Origin of the sequence: Chryseobacterium sp. JAH (assembly GCF_001507335.1) — a bacterium.
GTDB lineage: Bacteria > Bacteroidota > Bacteroidia > Flavobacteriales > Weeksellaceae > Chryseobacterium.
Window position 1 is genome coordinate 498021 of the sequence record NZ_LMAH01000003.1, and the last position, 18488, is coordinate 516508.

The 18488-nt window shown below is 36.3% G+C and carries 16 protein-coding genes; 10 read left to right on the top strand and 6 right to left on the bottom strand.

From position 1 onward, the window contains the following. Window positions 1-25 precede the first annotated feature (25 nt). From murD to AR685_RS09535, 10 genes are all read left to right on the top strand, one after another. Window positions 26-1372, top strand: a complete 1347-nt coding sequence (gene murD, locus AR685_RS09490) for a UDP-N-acetylmuramoyl-L-alanine--D-glutamate ligase (protein ID WP_059124407.1) — start codon at window positions 26-28, stop codon at window positions 1370-1372. An 11-nt stretch (window positions 1373-1383) separates the two neighbouring features. Beyond that, the gene (locus tag AR685_RS09495) at window positions 1384-2622 is read left to right on the top strand and encodes an FtsW/RodA/SpoVE family cell cycle protein (protein WP_047443419.1); all 1239 of its coding nucleotides are present in this window, start codon (window positions 1384-1386) and stop codon (window positions 2620-2622) included. A 79-nt stretch (window positions 2623-2701) separates the two neighbouring features. Next, complete coding sequence (gene murG, locus AR685_RS09500; protein ID WP_059124559.1) at window positions 2702-3832, top strand: undecaprenyldiphospho-muramoylpentapeptide beta-N-acetylglucosaminyltransferase; 1131 nt, start codon at window positions 2702-2704, stop codon at window positions 3830-3832. A 176-nt stretch (window positions 3833-4008) separates the two neighbouring features. Beyond that, a complete protein-coding gene (gene murC / locus AR685_RS09505; RefSeq protein WP_047443420.1) occupies window positions 4009-5367 on the top strand; it encodes a UDP-N-acetylmuramate--L-alanine ligase in 1359 nt (452 codons plus the stop codon). Window positions 5368-5437: 70 nt separating this feature from the next. Next, window positions 5438-6409: a cell division protein FtsQ/DivIB gene (locus tag AR685_RS09510; protein WP_047443421.1), complete on the top strand. Its 972-nt coding sequence runs from the start codon at window positions 5438-5440 to the stop codon at window positions 6407-6409. A gap of 112 nt (window positions 6410-6521) precedes the next feature. Beyond that, window positions 6522-7907, top strand: a complete 1386-nt coding sequence (gene ftsA, locus AR685_RS09515) for a cell division protein FtsA (protein ID WP_047443422.1) — start codon at window positions 6522-6524, stop codon at window positions 7905-7907. Between the two features lie 85 nt (window positions 7908-7992). Next, window positions 7993-9900, top strand: coding sequence for a cell division protein FtsZ (gene ftsZ, locus AR685_RS09520; RefSeq protein WP_047443423.1), 1908 nt, complete (start codon window positions 7993-7995; stop codon window positions 9898-9900). Between the two features lie 159 nt (window positions 9901-10059). Then, window positions 10060-10506, top strand: coding sequence for a GatB/YqeY domain-containing protein (locus AR685_RS09525; RefSeq protein WP_047443424.1), 447 nt, complete (start codon window positions 10060-10062; stop codon window positions 10504-10506). 488 nt (window positions 10507-10994) lie between these two features. Next, entirely contained in the window at window positions 10995-11405 is a 411-nt protein-coding gene (locus tag AR685_RS09530; protein WP_047443425.1) for a BrxA/BrxB family bacilliredoxin, read from the top strand. Window positions 11406-11507: 102 nt separating this feature from the next. Continuing rightward, window positions 11508-13025, top strand: a complete 1518-nt coding sequence (locus AR685_RS09535; RefSeq protein ID WP_059124560.1) for a GH3 auxin-responsive promoter family protein — start codon at window positions 11508-11510, stop codon at window positions 13023-13025. A gap of 32 nt (window positions 13026-13057) precedes the next feature. Here the strand turns inward: AR685_RS09535 and AR685_RS09540 are convergent, their stop codons facing one another. From AR685_RS09540 to mutL, 6 genes are all read right to left on the bottom strand, one after another. Next, on the bottom strand, window positions 13058-13429 hold the full coding sequence (locus tag AR685_RS09540; RefSeq protein WP_059124408.1) for a hypothetical protein: 372 nt from the start codon (window positions 13427-13429) through the stop codon (window positions 13058-13060). Window positions 13430-13449: 20 nt separating this feature from the next. After that, window positions 13450-13791: a hypothetical protein gene (locus AR685_RS09545; protein ID WP_047443427.1), complete on the bottom strand. Its 342-nt coding sequence runs from the start codon at window positions 13789-13791 to the stop codon at window positions 13450-13452. A gap of 4 nt (window positions 13792-13795) precedes the next feature. Then, entirely contained in the window at window positions 13796-14593 is a 798-nt protein-coding gene (locus tag AR685_RS09550; RefSeq protein ID WP_228376421.1) for an endonuclease/exonuclease/phosphatase family protein, read from the bottom strand. A 261-nt stretch (window positions 14594-14854) separates the two neighbouring features. Further along, on the bottom strand, window positions 14855-15847 hold the full coding sequence (locus AR685_RS09555; protein ID WP_059124409.1) for an endonuclease/exonuclease/phosphatase family protein: 993 nt from the start codon (window positions 15845-15847) through the stop codon (window positions 14855-14857). A gap of 9 nt (window positions 15848-15856) precedes the next feature. Continuing rightward, window positions 15857-16591 carry a rhomboid family intramembrane serine protease gene (locus AR685_RS09560; RefSeq protein WP_059124410.1) on the bottom strand — a complete coding sequence of 245 codons (735 nt, stop codon included), beginning with the start codon at window positions 16589-16591 and terminating at the stop codon, window positions 15857-15859. A gap of 5 nt (window positions 16592-16596) precedes the next feature. After that, window positions 16597-18378 carry a DNA mismatch repair endonuclease MutL gene (gene mutL / locus AR685_RS09565; RefSeq protein WP_047443430.1) on the bottom strand — a complete coding sequence of 594 codons (1782 nt, stop codon included), beginning with the start codon at window positions 18376-18378 and terminating at the stop codon, window positions 16597-16599. Between the last annotated feature and the right edge of the window lie 110 nt (window positions 18379-18488).

Consider the following 18488-nt stretch of genomic DNA (forward strand, 5'->3'; position numbering starts at 1 on the left):
TTCAATCATTAAATCAAGCAAGATTATGAAAATAGTTGTTTTAGGAGGTGGAGAAAGCGGTTGTGGTGCTGCTTATTTGGCTAAAAAGAAAGGTTTGGAAGTGTTTCTTTCAGATAAAGGAGCCATTAAGGATAACTACAAACAGTTTCTGGCAGAAAATGAAATTGAATTTGAGGAAGGAAACCACGACGAAGAAAGAATCTTAAGCGCAGAATGGATCGTAAAAAGCCCGGGAATCCCGAAAAAGGCAGAAATGATTCAGAAAATTCATGAGAAGGGAATCAGAATTTCTTCGGAAATAGAATTCGCTTCAGAGTTTACCAATGCCAAGATTATCGCAATCACAGGAAGCAACGGAAAAACAACGACAACCTCATTAATCTATTACATTCTAAAAAGTGACGGAATGAATGTAGGTTTAGGCGGAAACATCGGATACAGCTTTGCCAAACAGGTTGCCGATGAAAATCATGAATATTATGTTTTGGAGGTAAGCTCTTTCCAGTTGGATGATATTCAGAATTTCAGACCTTATATTTCGCTGTTGTTGAATCTGTCTAAAGACCATTTGGATCAGTACAATTACAACTACGAAGAATATGCCTTGGCAAAATTCAGAATTGCTGAAAATCAGGAGAATGATAATTTTTTCATCTACAATAAAGATGACGAAATGAGTAAAAATATTCTTGAAAAGTTTGAAATAAAAGCGAAAATGATTCCTTTCTCAACCAAAGAGAAACTGAATGAGGGAGGTTTTATTGATGATGAGGAATTGATTGTTAAATTAAAAGATAAGTTCTCGATGAAAATTGAAGAACTGTCTTTAATGGGAAATCATAATGTAGCCAACAGTTTAGCTGCTTCTATTGCGGGTAAAATATTGGAAATCAATAATGAAAGTATCAGGAATTCACTAATGACGTTTCAGGCAGTTGAGCACAGACTTGAGTTAGTAACTGAAATTGATGGTGTAAAATTTATCAACGACAGTAAGGCTACCAACGTCAACGCAACTTATTACGCTTTAGAAAGTATGAAAACACCAACGGTTTGGATCGTTGGCGGACAGGATAAAGGAAATGATTACTCAGAAATTGAGAATTTAGTCAAAAGAAAAGTTAAAGCAATTGTTTGCTTAGGGATTGATAATCAAAAAATTATAAACTACTTTAAAGATAAAAAAGAGTTTATTTACGATACTTCCAGCATGGAGGAAGCGGTGAAAATCTCAAGCTCATTGGCCAAAAGCGGCGATACAGTTTTATTGTCACCATGTTGCGCAAGCTTCGATTTATTTAAGAATTATGAAGACCGTGGCAATCAGTTTAAAGAACAGGTTTTAAAAGCAACAGCTAATAGCAACAGCTAAAAGCAAAGAATATGAACGATCAGTACACAGAAAACAAATTTGAATATCTAAAGGGCGATAAAGTACTTTGGATGGTCATTATTGTGATCTCCATTTTCTCCATTTTCCCGGTGTATTCTGCAAGTTCGAATTTGGAATACATTGTCAACAACGGAACCACAACAGGTCACGTTATGAAGCATATGTTTTTTGTGGTTTTGGGATTGGTTATCATGAGATTCGTTGGTGTAGTTAAATACGAGTACATCGGTAAGCTCAGTAGTATTTTGTTGGGTTTAATGATTCTCTTATTAGTAGTAACGATGTTTACCGGGCAAACAATCGATGGGGCAAGTGCCTCTAGATGGTTGAAAATTCCGGGAACACCTATTTCATTTCAGCCATCTTCATTTGCTTTCCTAATGCTGATTATCTATCTCTGCAGATATTTAACCAAGAAAATAACAAGGGAGAGAACGGTTTGGGAAAACATTGGCTTTATTTTCGGACCGATTTTATTGGTTTTTGTTCTTGTGGCAAAAGATAACGGTTCTACGGCATTAATGATTTTAATGGTTTCGGTTATCGTATTGGTTATCGGACAGTTACATTGGAAGTATATCGCAGGATTTATTTCGTCGGCATTTATAGCAATTGTTCTGTTTCTATTGATTGCCTTAAATACGAATATGATTGGTGGAAACCGTGTGCATACGTGGATGAGCCGTATTGAAACATTTACTTCAAGCAAAGCCAAAACAGCTGATGTAGATGATGAGAGCGTAAAGGCAAAGAACTATCAGGTCATGCAGGCAAAAGCGGCCATCGTTCATGGTGGAATTACAGGAATGGGACCAGGGAAAAGTGCATTAAAACAAATGCTTCCACAGTCTGCATCCGATTTTATTTTCGCAGTAATTGTTGAGGAATACGGTGCGATAGGAGCAGCTTTCCTGATCAGTATGTATCTTATTATGATTATCAGAATTGTGATGATAGCGAGTAAGATGCCAGCGTTTTTCGGTTCGTTGCTCGTCCTCAGTTTAGGGGTGATGATTTTTATACAGTTAGCGGTAAATATTGCCGTTGCCGTGAATCTGATTCCTGTGACAGGACAGCCATTGCCGTTAATCAGTTACGGAGGAACATCCATGTTGGTGACCTACATGCAGTTAGGAATTATATTAAATGTAAGCTCAAGAATCCAGATATATGATGAAGAGGGAATGGGCAAAAAACAAAGCATCGTCGAAATCAACGATATTGCTTAAACAGTCCCGAAAGGGATGAATAAGTAAGATGGTAAGTTTAATACTATCAAAAGAAAAGAATCAATTAATTGATAATAAAATGAACAATCAATCAGCAATCAGCAATCAGCCAAAAGCCATTCGTGTACTATTATCCGGTGGTGGAACAGGAGGACATATCTTCCCGGCAATTGCAATTGCAGACGAAATCAAAAAAAGATTTCCTGATGCAGAATTTTTGTTCATTGGTGCCAACGGAAAAATGGAAATGGAAAAAGTTCCGCAGGCAGGTTACAAAATCGAAGGAATTGACATTGCCGGAATTGATAGAGGAAACATATTATCCAATTTAGGTTTGCCTTGCAAAATATTGAAAAGTTTATCTAAATCTAAAAGAATAATTAGAAGTTTCGCTCCTGATTTTGCAGTAGGAACAGGCGGTTTCGCAAGTGGTCCGGCTTTGTATGAGGCGAGCAAAATTGGAATTCCGATTTTTATTCAGGAACAGAACGCACATGCAGGAGTGACGAATAAAATTTTAAGTAAAAAAGCAAAAGCCGTTTTTACAGCTTATCCAAAAGTGGAAGGTTTTCCGGTTGAAAAAATAAAGTTCTTGGGAAATCCGATTCGTGAAAATATTGTTTCAGGAATGCAGGAAACTTCTCAGGCAAAAGAAAAGATGGGTTTAGATAAAAATAAACTCACGATTCTGTCGGTTGGTGGTTCTTTAGGTTCGAGAACATTAAATAACGGATGGAAAGACCATTTAGATCAATTAAAAGAAAAAGGGTATCAGTTAATCTGGCAAACAGGAAAATTGGATTACAGTGAATTGAGTAATGATTCTCAAATCTCAAATCTCGAATCTCAAATCCAATTGAAGGAATTCATCAAAGATATGGAAACTGCGTATTCAGCAGCCGATGTCATTGTTTCAAGAGCGGGTGCAATTGCCATTTCAGAGTTGGCAGTAGCACAGAAACCGGTTTTATTGGTTCCGTTTCCATTTGCTGCGGAGGATCATCAAACCAAAAATGCAATGAATCTGGTTGAAAAAAACGCTGCTAAAATGGTAAAAGACTCTGAAATGCAGGAAAAGTTTTGGAGCACATTATCAGAAATCTGCGAAAACGAAAATGTAAGAAAAGAAATGTCAGACAATTTGAAATATTTTGCTAAACCCAATGCGGCGAAAGAGATTGTGGATGAGATATTTAAGATAATAGGTTAAGAAAAGGCTTCGACAGGCTCAGCCTGACAGAAAAAATAAAAGCAGTCAGTATTAGAGATGTCACCCTGAGCTTGTCGAAGGGTTATTGAAACAAAAACGATTGTATGTAATGATACTCAAATAGTGTTTTACATAATATTAATAAGATTGTTTTAGAAGAAAATAGGATAATTAAAATGAACAATTTAGAAACATATCAAAATTTTTACTTCGTCGGAATCGGAGGTATCGGGATGAGTGCTTTGGCGCGTTATTTCCATGCTTCGGGCAAGAAAGTTTTGGGCTACGATAAAACCAATACCAAATTGACGACAGCTTTGATAAGCGAGGGAATTGATATTGTTTTTGAAGATGTGATTGGTGATAAAATCACATCACTTCAGAAAGAAAATACATTGGTTATCTATACTCCAGCAATTAAAAAGTTGGGGATTTTAGATTATTTTAATGAAAATAGCTTTGAAGTTTTAAAACGCGCAAAAGTTTTAGGTTTAATTACCGAAAGTACAGATTGTATCGCAGTTGCAGGAACTCATGGAAAAACTACTACGTCTACTTTAGTTTCACATCTGTGTAAGGAAGCAGATTTGCCTTTCTCATGTTTCTTAGGTGGGATTTCTGAGAATTTTAAATCGAACTTCCTGTTCAACGGAACAGAATTTTCTGTGGTAGAGGCTGATGAATACGACAGAAGTTTCCTAAACCTTTCTCCAAACTGGGCCGTGATTACTTCGACAGATGCGGATCATTTGGATATTTATGGCGATAAAAATACGATTGAAGAAGGTTTCAGACAGTTTGCAGCTTTAGTTCCTGAAGATCAACAGCTTTTTGTAAGAAAAGGAATTGAAATCGGAAGAGCGCATAAAACCTACGCAGTGAATGAAGTTGCAGATTATTATTCAGATAATCTTCGCATGGATTATGATAAAATCTACTTCGATTTTCATACTCCGACCGAAACGGTTAAAGATTTTGTCTGGGATATTCCTGGAATTCACAATGTAGAAAATGCGACGGTTGCGTTGGCAATTTTAAGCAATCTTGGAGTTGATTTTGAAACGTTGAAAAAAGCCATTGCCAATTTTAAAGGCATTAAAAGAAGATATACAAAACATATTTATCCAAGCGGTAAAATTTATATTGACGACTACGCGCACCATCCGACGGAGATCAATGCAGTCGTAGGTTCAATCAAAACTTTTTATCCTGATAAAAAGTTATTGGTGGTTTTCCAGCCGCATTTATTCAGCAGAACAAGAGATTTTGTTGATGGATTTGCTGAAAGTCTAAGCAATTCTGAAGAGTTGATTTTGCTTGATATTTATCCTGCAAGAGAACTTCAGGAAAATTTTGAAGGTATCTCTTCAGATTGGTTGCTGGAAAAAGTGACTTTAGATAAAAAAGAAATTTCGAGTTTGTCTGAAGCTTTTGATAAAATTAAAGAGAAAGAATTCGACATTTTGCTAACGGTCGGTGCAGGAAATATTGATACACTGTACGACTCGATTTGTGAGTGGTTAGGAAACAATTAAAAATAAATAAAATTTTAAAACAATTTTAAATGTCTGAAATCTGACGTCTAAAATCTGTCACCTTAAAACAATGAAAAACAAATACAGAATTTTAAAAATTGCCATCACAGTGATCATTCTTGGTTTCCTGCTGAGTTTCTCTTTGAAGAAATTCAGTGGTCAGAAGATTACAGATGAGAAAATTTCTGTAAAAATGAATGAGAAAACACCGGTTTATTTTATTGATGAAAAAGATATCAAGCAAATCGTCATCAAAGAAAACCCGTCAGGGAAAGTGGGAGATTTGAATATTCCGGAATTAGAGAAGAAAATCAATGCACTTCCTGCCGTAGACAGCGCCAATGTGTATTTAAATTTAAATGGAAAGCTAAACTTAGACATTAAACAGAGAGTTCCGGTTTTCAGATTAAATTATAGTGGAAAAGACTTCTATGTAGACGAAAAAGGAACGGAATTTCCTATTTCAAAAACCTATTCTCATCCTTGTATGTTGGTAACAGGCGATGTGAAGAAAGATGAATATTCAAAACTGGCTGAACTGGTTGATAAAATTGATAAAGATGATTTCAGTAAAAAATATTTCATCGGAATTTCAAAATATAAAGACAGCTACAATCTTCTTACAAGCGAAGGAAATTATAAGGTTGAGATTGGCGATTTAGATAATATTGAATTAAAAGTAAAGGGTTTTAAAACGTTTGTTGAGAAATATCTTGTTTTTCAGGATCCGCAAAAGTACAGCATGGTTTCTGTGAAATATCAGAATCAAATTGTTACGACATTGAATCCTTATTTTAAAGAAAACGACAGTATTCTGGAAGCAGGACATAAAGATCTGGCTAAAACACCGGTTGCTACGGCAGCAGTAATAAAGTCTGCAGTTAATATTAAACCTACAGTGAAAAAGGCGAGGGCAACACCATTAAAACCTAAGTTGAATTCAAAGCCAAAGGCAGTTGTGAAACCGATAGAGAAGAAAAAAGCGCCAGAAAAGAAACCGGTCACAAAACCAAAGACCAAAGCAAAAGTCAGAATAGAATAAGCAAAGTCCCTAAGGGACACTTAATAAAAGATAGGATAAAATCCTGCCAGATCAAAAAAATGGGCTTGCCTATTAAATTAAATAAGTAATTAAATCAAATCGATATAAAACAATGGAAAATCAAGAGTATTCAGTAGGTCTTGACATCGGGACAACCAAGATTGTCGCCATTGTCGGAAGGAGGAATGCACACGGGAAAATAGAAATTCTCGGTGTTGGTAAGGCCAAAAGTCTTGGAGTTCATAAAGGGATTGTGAATAATATTTCACAAACCATCAACTCCATCAAAGCAGCTGTGGCAGAAGCACAGTCGAGTGCAGGTGTACCTATACACAAGGTCACGGTAGGTATTGCGGGGAAACACATCCGTTCACTGCAGCATTCAGATTACATTATGCGTGAGAATCCGGACAGATTCATCACTGATGATGACATCGAAGCGTTAAAAGACCAGGTAAAAAAACTGGTGATGTTACCAGGTGAAGAGATTATTCATGTACTTCCACAGGAATATAAGGTTGATTCTGAAGGAGAAATTCAGGAACCTGTCGGAATGCACGGAAAACGTCTTGAAGCCAATTTCCATGTTGTCGTAGGACAAATGGGGAGCATCAGAAACATCGCAAGATGCGTAAGAGAAGCCGGTTTAGAGATGGAGGCACTCACTTTGGAGCCTTTGGCATCTTCTGAAGCTGTTCTTACGAAAGAAGAGAAAGAAGCAGGAGTAGCAATTGTAGATATCGGTGGTGGTACTACAGATATTGCTATTTTTAAAGATAACATCATCCGTCATACTTGCGTCATCCCTTACGGAGGCGGAATTATCACGGAAGATATCAAAGAAGGTTGTTCAATTATTGAAAAGCACGCTGAGCAATTAAAGGTGAAGTTCGGTTCTGCAGTTCCTGAGTTGGAAAAAGACAGCACATTTGTTACCATTCCGGGACTTCACGGAAGACCGGATAAAGAAATTTCTCTTAAAACTTTAGCACAGATCATTAATGCGAGAGTTGAAGAAATTTTGGAAATGGTCAACACCGAATTAAAGGCTTACGGAGCATTTGAGCAGAAGAAAAAGCTGATTGCAGGAATTGTTTTGACGGGTGGTGGATCAAACCTGAAGCATCTTCGTCAGCTGGCCAATTATACCACAGGTTTCGATAGTAGAATTGGTTTTGCAAATGAATATATTGCCAATGATAAAAACCAGTATCTGAAAGGACCAGAATTTGCAACATCTATCGGTTTACTGATGGAAAGTTTAAAAATCAGAGATAAAAAAACGGTTGCCGTAGAGGAAATTGTTGAAACTAAAGTTGAGACTAAAATCGAGCAGACTCAAAGCACTGAATCTGCAAACACAGAAGTTCAGTCGACGGTAGTTCAGCAGACTGTTCAGGAAGCACAGGTTCCGGCACAGACTGCAAGACCTTCGAAACCGACATTCGGACAGTCTCTGATGGAAAAGGTAAAAAAATTCTTTGAAGAAGTAGAATAAACAAATATAAATGATGAATGATAAGCGATGAAAGATATGCTCATCAGCTATCATAGTCGGTTATCAATTATAAAAAAATATAAGTATGGAAAATATAGGCACACAGGGATTTTCATTTGATCTGCCAAAAGGAAATTCTTCGATCATTAAAGTTATTGGTGTTGGTGGCGGTGGAAACAATGCCCTGAAGCACATGTACGAAAAAGGTATTCACGGGGTAGATTTCGTGATTTGTAATACTGATGCGCAGACTTTAGATAACAACCCGGTTTCCAATAAAGTTCAGTTGGGGGTAACCATTACTGAAGGCCTTGGAGCGGGAGCTGATCCTGAAGTAGGTGAAAAAGCAGCGATCGAAAGTATTGAAGAGATCAAAGCAGCAATGGGACAAAATACCAAAATGGTTTTCATTACTGCAGGAATGGGTGGTGGTACCGGAACCGGTGCGGCTCCTGTTATTGCTAAAGTGGCTAAAGATATGGGTATTCTTACGGTTGGTATTGTTACCGTTCCTTTCAGCTTTGAAGGAAAAAGAAGACTCGATCAGGCAGAATTAGGATTAGATAAATTAAGAAATAATGTTGATTCATTAATCGTAATCAACAACGATAAATTAAGACAGCAATTCGGAAATCTTGGTTTCAAACAAGGGTTCTCAAAAGCCGATGAAGTTTTAACCAACGCCGCAAAAGGGATGGCAGAGGTTATTACCGGTTACTTTGATGTCAACATTGACTTTAGAGATGCTAAATCTGTGCTTCAGAATTCTGGTACGGCATTAATGTCTACAGGTACGGCTTCAGGTGAAAACAAAGCTGAAGAAGCGGTAAGAAAAGCATTAGACTCGCCATTGTTGAACGACAACAAAATTACAGGTGCAAGAAACGTGTTGTTGTTGATCAGAAGTGGTGTGGAAGAAGCTACCATGGACGAAATCGGTATCATCATGGATTACATTCAAAAAGAAGCTGGTCACACAGCAGATATTATTTTTGGAGTTGGAGCTGACGAAGAATTAGGTGATGCAGTAAGTGTATTGGTGATTGCTACAGGTTTTTCTAATGATAACCAAAAGTTTTCAGGGCCAACTGAGAAAATCAGAATTGGTTTAAATGACGCTTTGGAAACTCCTAAAGCTTCTCCTTTCAAAACAAGAGATGAGAGAGAGGTTTCTCCAGAGCAAGGTTATGATTTTGGTGGGAAAAATCTTTTCAGACTTGATGATGAAGAGCAGGACACGCCACAGTTTAAGATGTCGTCTTCTGAAAAAAAAATGATTATCGAGGATGAGGATGTGAAAACGGAAATAAAATTCTCTGATAGAGAGGAAGATACATTAGAAAGCCCGATTCAGAGCTGGAGAAACGAAGAGTCAATCGCTGAAGACGATGTTAACCTGTTTTCTTTCGACGACGATCCCAATGATTTGGAAATTGAGTCATTCTCTTTCGATTTTGAAAATAAAAAAGAAGAGTCAACAGACAATTCTTTCAGCAATAGTTTTTCAAACGAAAAGCCAATTGAGTTTAATTTTACAGTCAATGAGCCGATCGTTGAACCTAAATATGATTTCGGTCAGCCCAAAAACGAGGTTGAAACTTCTGCGGTAATTGAAAGAGTAGAAGAAACGACTCATAAAGTGGAAACATTCTATCAGACCCAAGAGCAGCCAAAAGCGGAAGATAAACCTGTTGTAGAAAAAAGAGTAGAGATAGAAACTACGAGACATACAGAATCTGAATTCACTTTTGTAAACAAACCTGCAGATCAGGAAAGAGTGGTTGAAAGAAGAAACAAACTGAAAGAATTCAATTCTCGTTACCAGAATTTTGATCACGTGAATGAGTTTGAATCTGTACCGGCTTTCAAAAGAAAAAATATTTCAATTGACGGTTCCAATGCATCAGACCAGAATATCAACACGTATTTGTCTGACAATAACGGAAACGTGCAGATCAGAGAAAACAGATTTTTAAATAAAGATGTAGATTAAATTAATTTGAAAATGGGGCAATTTGAGAATTTAAAAATTTTTTAGCGACAATGAATTTTAGATAGAAGTTATTGGATTTCTGATAATCGTACTAAAAAAATCATAGTTGAATTAATCATTTTCAAATTAACCCATTTTCAAATTTTCAAATTAATTAATATGAGTTTAGAACTTACCATAAGCGAAGCAATAAAAACGGCGATGAGAGCCAAAGACAGAGTGGCTTTAGATTCTCTCCGTGCAGTAAAATCTCAGATATTATTGCTGAAAACTGAGGCTCTGGGAGCGGAAGTTTCTTCTGAGCAGGAAATTGCAATTTTGCAACGTATGATTAAGCAGCGTAAAGATTCTTACGAGCAGTTTACCGCTCAGGGAAGAAACGATTTGGCAGAAGTGGAAGAAGCTCAGATGAAAGTCATTGAGAAGTTTTTACCAGCCCAATTGTCTTCTGAAGAACTGGAAGCTGAAATCAAGCAGATCATTTCAGAAACTGGCGCTGAATCTATTAAAGATTTAGGAAAAGTAATGGGATTGGCTTCAAAAAACTTAGCCGGAAAATCTGACGGAAAAAGTATTTCCGAGATGGCTAAAAAACTACTATCGTAGTTGGGTGTTGAAAGTTTTGGTTGGTAGATTTTAATACGATGCACTAACAACTAAAGCCCAACAAGTCTTACACACGGATATTCAACCTTTGCATATCGATTTGATTAACGAAGCCCGGAACTTTATGTTCTGGGCTTCATTTATTAAAATCTTTTTAAAATTACCGCTTAAATTATTCTAAAAACTGATGTATGGGCAATAATTAAAAAGATGGGGAACTACATTTCATAACCTATTAAAATTTGATAGGTCTCGGAAATTTTATGTATAATTTTTTTTTCATGGAAGTTCGTTTTTAGAATCATTTCAAAGTTAATGAAAAATTATCAGATATTAACTAAATTGTTTTAATGATAATTAATATTTAATAAAATATTCACATGTTGTTCCTTTATTTAATTTTGTTTTACGAATTCTTCTATAGTTTTTATTAATTGAGATAAATTTAGAAATGTTGTAAATTTGTATACAATTTAAAATTACAAGAAATGTATCCATCAGATTTAGTAATGCCGATGAAGGCTGAACTTACAGATAAAGGTTTTCAGGATTTAGAAACTCCTGCACAGGTAGAAGATGCTTTGAAGCAGTCTGGAACCACTCTTTTAGTTATCAACTCAGTGTGCGGATGTGCAGCGGGTGCTGCAAGACCGGGAGTTGTGTATTCTTTGACTGGCGAGAAAAAGCCAGATCATTTAACGACAGTATTTGCAGGTTTTGATAAAGACGCCGTAGATGCTGCTAGAAAGCATTTAGCACCATTCCCGCCAAGCTCACCATGTGTAGCTCTTTTCAAAGACGGAGAGTTGGTTCACATGTTAGAAAGACATCATATTGAAGGAAATCCTGCAGGAGCAATCGCTGCCAATCTTCAGGCTGCTTACGACGAATATTGCTAATAAGGAGTAATTAAAGCTCAATACAGAAACCGTTACAAAATTTGTGACGGTTTTTTATTTAAATCATTCCGAGGAAATTCAAATATGATTATATTTGTTGAAATGGCAACGAAAGCACTTTTCAATACGGTAGTCAATTGGTTTATCCGCCAAAGGATAGATCAGATACAGAATTTTATGGATCATCCTATCGAAACGCAGAACGGAATTCTGTTTTCTCAGCTGTTTCATGCAGAGGATACGGAGTACGGCAAGAGATATGGCTTTAATACCATCTCAAGCTATCAGGATTTTAAAAATAAAGTTCCGGTAGTTACCTACGAAGATTTTGAACCGTATATCGAAAGGGCAAGGCAAGGTCATAAAGACGTAAGTTGGCCGGGTTACATTAAGCATTTTGCTAAATCTTCCGGAACGACCAATGCTAAGAGCAAATTCATTCCTATTTCCGCAGAAAGCCTTGAATATTGCCACATGAAAGCCGGCAAAGACATGGTTTCTATTTATGCAAATAATCATCCGGAAAATCAACTTTTCACCAATAAAAATTTACGTCTGGGCGGTAGCTCTGAGCTGTATGCCGATTTTAACACCAAATTTGGAGATCTTTCAGCGATCTTAATTGACAATCTTCCATTTTGGGTAGAAATTACCACCACGCCGAGCAAAAAAGTTTCTTTAATGGGTGAATGGGAAAGTAAATTAAAAGCCATTACTTCTGAAGTAAAGAATGAGGATGTAGGAAGTATTTTGGGGGTGCCAAGTTGGATGATGGTGCTTTTGCAGAGGGTTTTAAAAGAAACTGAGGTTAAAAGTATTTCTGAACTGTGGCCAAACCTTGAAGTCTTTTTTCACGGTGGAATCAGTTTTAAACCTTACAAAGATCAGTTTAAACAACTGATCGGAAAAAATATCAATTACTACGAAATTTACAACGCTTCCGAAGGTTTCTTTGGAATTCAGGATAGACCAAACAGTGACGAAATGTTGCTGATGCTGGATTACGGTATTTTCTATGAATTTATTCCGATGGATCAGTTTCATTGTTCAAACAGGAAAGTGGTTAGCTTAGAAGAAGTGGAAATTGGAAAGAATTATGCAATGGTCATCACGACCAACGGCGGTTTATGGAGATATTTGATAGGTGATACAGTTGTTTTCACCTCTGTCAGCCCATTCAGAATAAAAATTACGGGAAGAACGAAACATTACATCAATGCATTTGGTGAAGAATTGATGATCACCAACGTAGAATCTGCTTTAGCGAAAGCCTGCGAAGTCACAAAGTCAGCTGTTACGGATTTTACTGGGGCTCCTATTTTTATGAAAGAAAATGAAAGCGGTGCCCATGAATGGATTTTCGAGTTCAGCGAAAAACCTCATAGTTTAGAAGAATTTACCGATGTTTTTGATCAGCATCTTAAAGCTATCAATTCTGATTATGAAGCTAAACGATACAACAATATCACGCTGAAAAAGCCGGTGATACATATTGCACGTCCTAATCTCTTCTACTGTTGGCTTGAGTCCAAAGGAAAATTGGGAGGACAGAATAAAGTGCCGCGTTTGAGCAACGACAGAGAATATATCGATCCTTTGCTGGAGATGAATCAGTCATAAAAAAATCCGCAGAAGATTCTGCGGATTTTTGTTTATTTCTTTAGATCCTCTTTCAATTTCTTTGCAGCATCTTCCACTTTTTGAGCTCCCTGTGCAGCAGTGTTCTTAATATCCTTGCTTACTTCTTGCGCTCCGGTTTTGATGTCTTTTCCTACCTCAGATGCTTCGGACTTAATGTCTTTCCCGGCCTCATTGATCTTTTCTCCGGTCTTACTGACTGTAATTTTAACATCAGATTTAGCTTTGTCAATTTTAGCAGTATCTACGAAACCTGTTCGACTTTCAGTGGTTGTTGTTGTTACGGTTCCGTCTGGATTTTCTATTTTTTCAGTTTTTGTTGTAGATTGTGTACAGCTTACGACCAGTGCCGAAACAGCAAAAGCTACAATAATTTGTTTTTTCATTGTTTATATTTTAAATTTAATTATTCTGGTGAAGGTGTAGAAACTGTCGCATTTTCCTTTGCTTTTTCTTTCTTTTCCTCTTCCTGTTTTTTCTTGGTTTCTTTTTCTAATTCTGCTTCGATTCGTTTTTCTTCCTGCTCAAGTTTCATCGCTTCTTTTAAAGAATCCTGATATTTTTGTGATGACATTCTTATTTGACGGACGATATCCACTGTAGTTGCACCTGCAGAAAATGAATCAATTGCTGTAGTGTCATAATGAGGTTGTAAAGCCTGAGTTTGATCGGTATTGGCAGCTTCCTGCTTTGAACATGCGATCAAAAAAACAAAACTTACAGCTCCTGCTGCCCATACTTTTTTCATGGAACTAATTTAGCAGAAATTCTGCAATTACAGGATAATGATCTGATAATTTTACAGAATAGTCGACCTTATAATTTAATGGTTTAATACTTTTTGAAGTAAAAATATAATCTATTCTTAAAGGAAATTTATAGTCGTGAAAACTTGTTGAGCTTCCGTTGCCTACTTTCATAAACGCATCATCAAGATCTTTCCCGAGGTTGTAATATTCCCAGGAGTTGGGAACAGAATTGAAATCTCCAGCTAAAATGACAGGGTAGGGCGATTTGTCGACCGCTTTTCTGATTTTTTTCACCTGATTTTCATGGGTTTTAAAGGTAGGGATGAGTCTAGAAAAAAGAGCCGCCATTTTGTTCTTCTCTTGTTTTTTAGAATTTTCATCATCTATTCCAAGCATATTTTTATTTAGCTTAAATGGTTCCAGGTAAACATTGATTACTCTGATGATTCTTCCGCTAATTTCAATATCTGCATAAAAAGAGTTTCCTTTAGAATCATCATTTAATAAATTACCCTGACGCAGAATTTTATGTTTTGTTTTTAAAATCACAGAAGGATATTTTACTAAATCTTTCCTCAACGCAGTACTGGTGTCTTTTTCTTGTACTAGAATAATATCTGCATTTTGATCATTTATATATTTTTTTACTGTTGGCCAACCGAAGCTTCCGTATTTTACATTATAGGTTAGCACTTTAATGTTTTTCTGACCAAATTGAACGATTTGCTGCGGCCGGAAATTCACCCATCTTCTTACAGGATTATAAAAAAATAAGGTAACCATCAAAAAAACGACTGCCATCTTCCTTTGTTTGAAAAACCAAATAACTGTAAATAAAAGATGAAGTATAAATAAATAAGGAAAAGCCAGGGAGAGTAAATTGAGCTTACTGAAATAGTGTGGAGGGATCCAGGCATTTGCAAAGGTGCTTAGTAAGACGACAATCAATAAGATATGAATAATTAAAAATACATGTACCTGCTTCATGAAAAACTCTGATATTCAGATACCACAACAAAAACAGCGCCACGATCATTCTTGAAATCATAAATTATTAGATGTCTAATCCAATTTGAATGTGGCAATTACAGGAAAATGATCAGAAAGTTTTACCGAGCGGTCTACATGGTACGTTATCGGTGTTATAGAAGGGGATGTGAAAATATAATCTATACGTAAAGGATATTTATAATCATGAAAACTGGTGCCGCTTCCTTTTCCAACTTCAAAAAAAACATCATTTAAACCTTTTCCCAAGTGGTAATATTCGTAAGAATTGGGAACAGAATTTAAATCTCCTGCTAAAATTACAGGATATGGTGATTCGTCGATGCTTTTTCGGATCATCTCCACTTGCACTTGATGCGTTTTAAAAGTAGGAATAAGTCGTTTAACAATATTTTTTACTTTTTCTTCGTCATCTTTGCTCTCACCATTCAATTTCACCATGCTTTTAACAAATCCGAAAGATCCTAAGTGTGCATTGATAACACGGTAAGTTTTGCTTTTAATCTCCAAGTCAATTACTTCGCACTGGGCTGTAATGTCTTCATTATTAAGGTTTTCAAAAATATTTTTACGGCTCAGAATTTTATATTTTGAATAAAAAGCTAAAACAGGAAGAGTATTGTTTCCTCTTAGATTTTTAAATTGCAATTCTTGATATGAGTTCTCCTGAAGGAGGACCATATCAGGATTTTGCTGATCGATGTATTCTTGTATCTTATCATAACCTAATTTTCCACCCATCATGTTGTAGGTGATAATCTTAAGATTGGGCGTGTCTTTTTTATCCGCAGAATAATTAACCCACCTTTTAACTGGATTCAGGAAAAACAATCCCAAAAACATAAAGACAAAAGCTCTTTTTTTCCAGGAAAAAATCCAGAAAAATGTGAGAAGAACATATCCGATCATTAATAAAGGAAATCCTAAAGACAAAAGATTAAACCAAGGAAAAACTTTTGGCGGAATATACGCATTCAGTAAAACACCAAGCAACATTCCTAATATGGCCAAGTGAATAAGTAAAATAATGAGGCGGAAAATTTTCACAGATGTATTTTAATTAAATCGATATAAATGTTTTCTCCAAATTCTAGCTAAAATAAATCCTACAATTGCACCTCCAACATGAGCGAGATGCGCAATATTTCCGCCCTCTCCGAAAACCCCCAAGTATATCGAACCTACGACAATAATTGGCAACACATATTTTACCTTTACGGGAATAGGGATAAACATAATGCCAATTTTGGCATCTGGATACAAGGTTGCGAATGCTGCGATAACTCCGAAGATAGCTCCCGATGCTCCAACCATAGGAGTTCTGAGAGCGATATATAATTTTTGCGAAAGTTCCTGACCTTCTACAGTTGTTGCGTTGATTTTTAAATCTCCAACATAATTAATATCTGCTTTTCTGAAGATTTCTGAAGGATTGAGACCTAAAGTTTGCATGTCACTTATGATTTTTTGAACTTCCACAAAATTCCATAAATTAAAAAGAAAAAAAGCACCTAAGCCACTTAAAAAGTAGAGAATTAAATATTTCTTATCTCCTAAAGATTGCTCCAAAATTGGTCCGAAACTGAATAAAGTAAACATATTAAAAAGAATATGCATAATGCTTCCATGCATAAACATATGAGTAATAATCTGCCACGATTTAAAGTTGGGAGAAAAAGGATAATAAGCTGCAAATATATCGTTAAGTTGTGGTAATAGGAATGAAGCTATAAAAACAACAACATTAATTATAATTAAATTTCGTGTAATCGGCGGTATATTATTAAACATCTGCTTTAAAATTTATTTTTTAAATCATTAAACGGAACTTCATAAAAACATCGTTTTCCGGTGGGTAAAAATTCCGGGAAGCCTAATGCGGTGAAGTCTTTGATTACCTGCTCAGCATCTGCTTTATAAATAAAATCAAACCTCGATTTCGACTGCATTTTGGCCCATTGATTATGATAAAACTGCATAAATTCTTCTTCAGTTTTGTATTCCAAAATATCAAAAAGATTCTCGAGAAACTTCATCACCTGAGTTTCTTTTAATCCTTCAGGAACAGTGTCGATTCTGAGCACATTCTCATGTGCAATTTTCATGTCAAACCCGAGTTCCGGCAGAAATTTTTTAATGGATTTGTATTTATTTTTCTCAATTTCGTTCATGTGATACTCCAGAGAGAACAATAAAGCATGACTTACATTGCCTTTTTTTACCTTTTTGTTGTTTTCAGCAACCAATAGTCGGTGCATTCTGCCCAAATCGAGCATCAGAGTTCTGTCGCCTTTGTTGAACAGCCAATAACCGTTCGGAAGCCGCATCAAATCTTCATCAAAATCTTCATCTTCAAAAAGATTAATCTTAGAAGGCTCTGCAGAAATGTTCTGGTGATACATCTCCGTAAGATTATGGATTTCGGTTTTAGAAGTTTCTCTTTCCTCTAAAAAAGGATTGTAATCACGGTCTACAATAATCTCGGGCATTTTTAAGCTTCCTCCTGAATGATTGCTTTTGCTTGGAAAACTTTTCTGCATCATCTCGTCAAGCTGTGGATCTCTTTCAAAATCTAAGCTTGGTGCAATATTGTAAATACCTAGTGACCTTTTAATGGTAGAACGAATCAAAGCAAAAATCAGATGTTCATCTTCAAATTTCACCTCTGTTTTTTGCGGATGAATATTGACATCAATTTTCTCAGGATCTAATTCCAGAAATAGAAAAAACGTTGGAATGTATCCCGGTAAAAGGAGTCCCTCAAAAGCTTCCTGAACCGCCTTGTTGAAATACGGACTTTTGAAAAATCTTCCGTTGACGAAAAGAAACTGCTCGCCACGGGTTTTCTTTGCTCCTTCAGGTTTGGCAACAAATCCGTGGAGTTTACACCAAAGGATATCTTCTTTAATAGGAATCAGTTGCGGATGTAGTTTTCTTCCGAAAACATCTACAATTCTCTGCATCTGTGTTCCCTTTCTCAACCTGAAAACAGGATCGTCATCATGAAACATAGAGAACTCTAAATTTTCATGAGCTAGAGCCACACGCTGAAATTCATCAATAACGTGTCTGAATTCTATATTGTTGTTTTTCAGGAATTTTCTTCTTGCGGGAACGTTGTAGAAAAGATTTTTGACCAAAAAGTTAGAGCCTTCTGCAGTCTGTACGGGCTCCTGAAACTGAAAAGTTCCACCTTCAATATAAATATTGGTTCCTAATGGTGATTCTGCTTGTTTTGTTTTCAGCTCCACTTGTGACACCGCAGCAATAGAAGCCAAAGCTTCGCCACGAAAACCTTTTGTAGAGATTTTAAATATGTCGTCGGTCGCTCTGATCTTTGATGTCGCGTGTCTTTCGAATGCCATTCTTGCATCGGTTTCAGACATCCCTTTACCGTCGTCAACCACCTGGATAAGATTTTTTCCGGCATCTCTTATGATCAGTTCAATTTTTGTAGCTCCAGCATCAATGGCGTTTTCCAAAAGTTCTTTCACGATGGATGCAGGCCGCTGCACCACTTCACCTGCTGCAATTTGGTTGGCTACATGATCGGGTAAAAGCTGAATGATATCTGACATAAAAAGGTAAATGAACTTACAAAAATAGTCAAAGGAAATAAGAATTAAAATAAATAAGAGATGAATTAAAAATTAAGTCAACCGCAAAATGCGATTTCGAAAACTTAAAA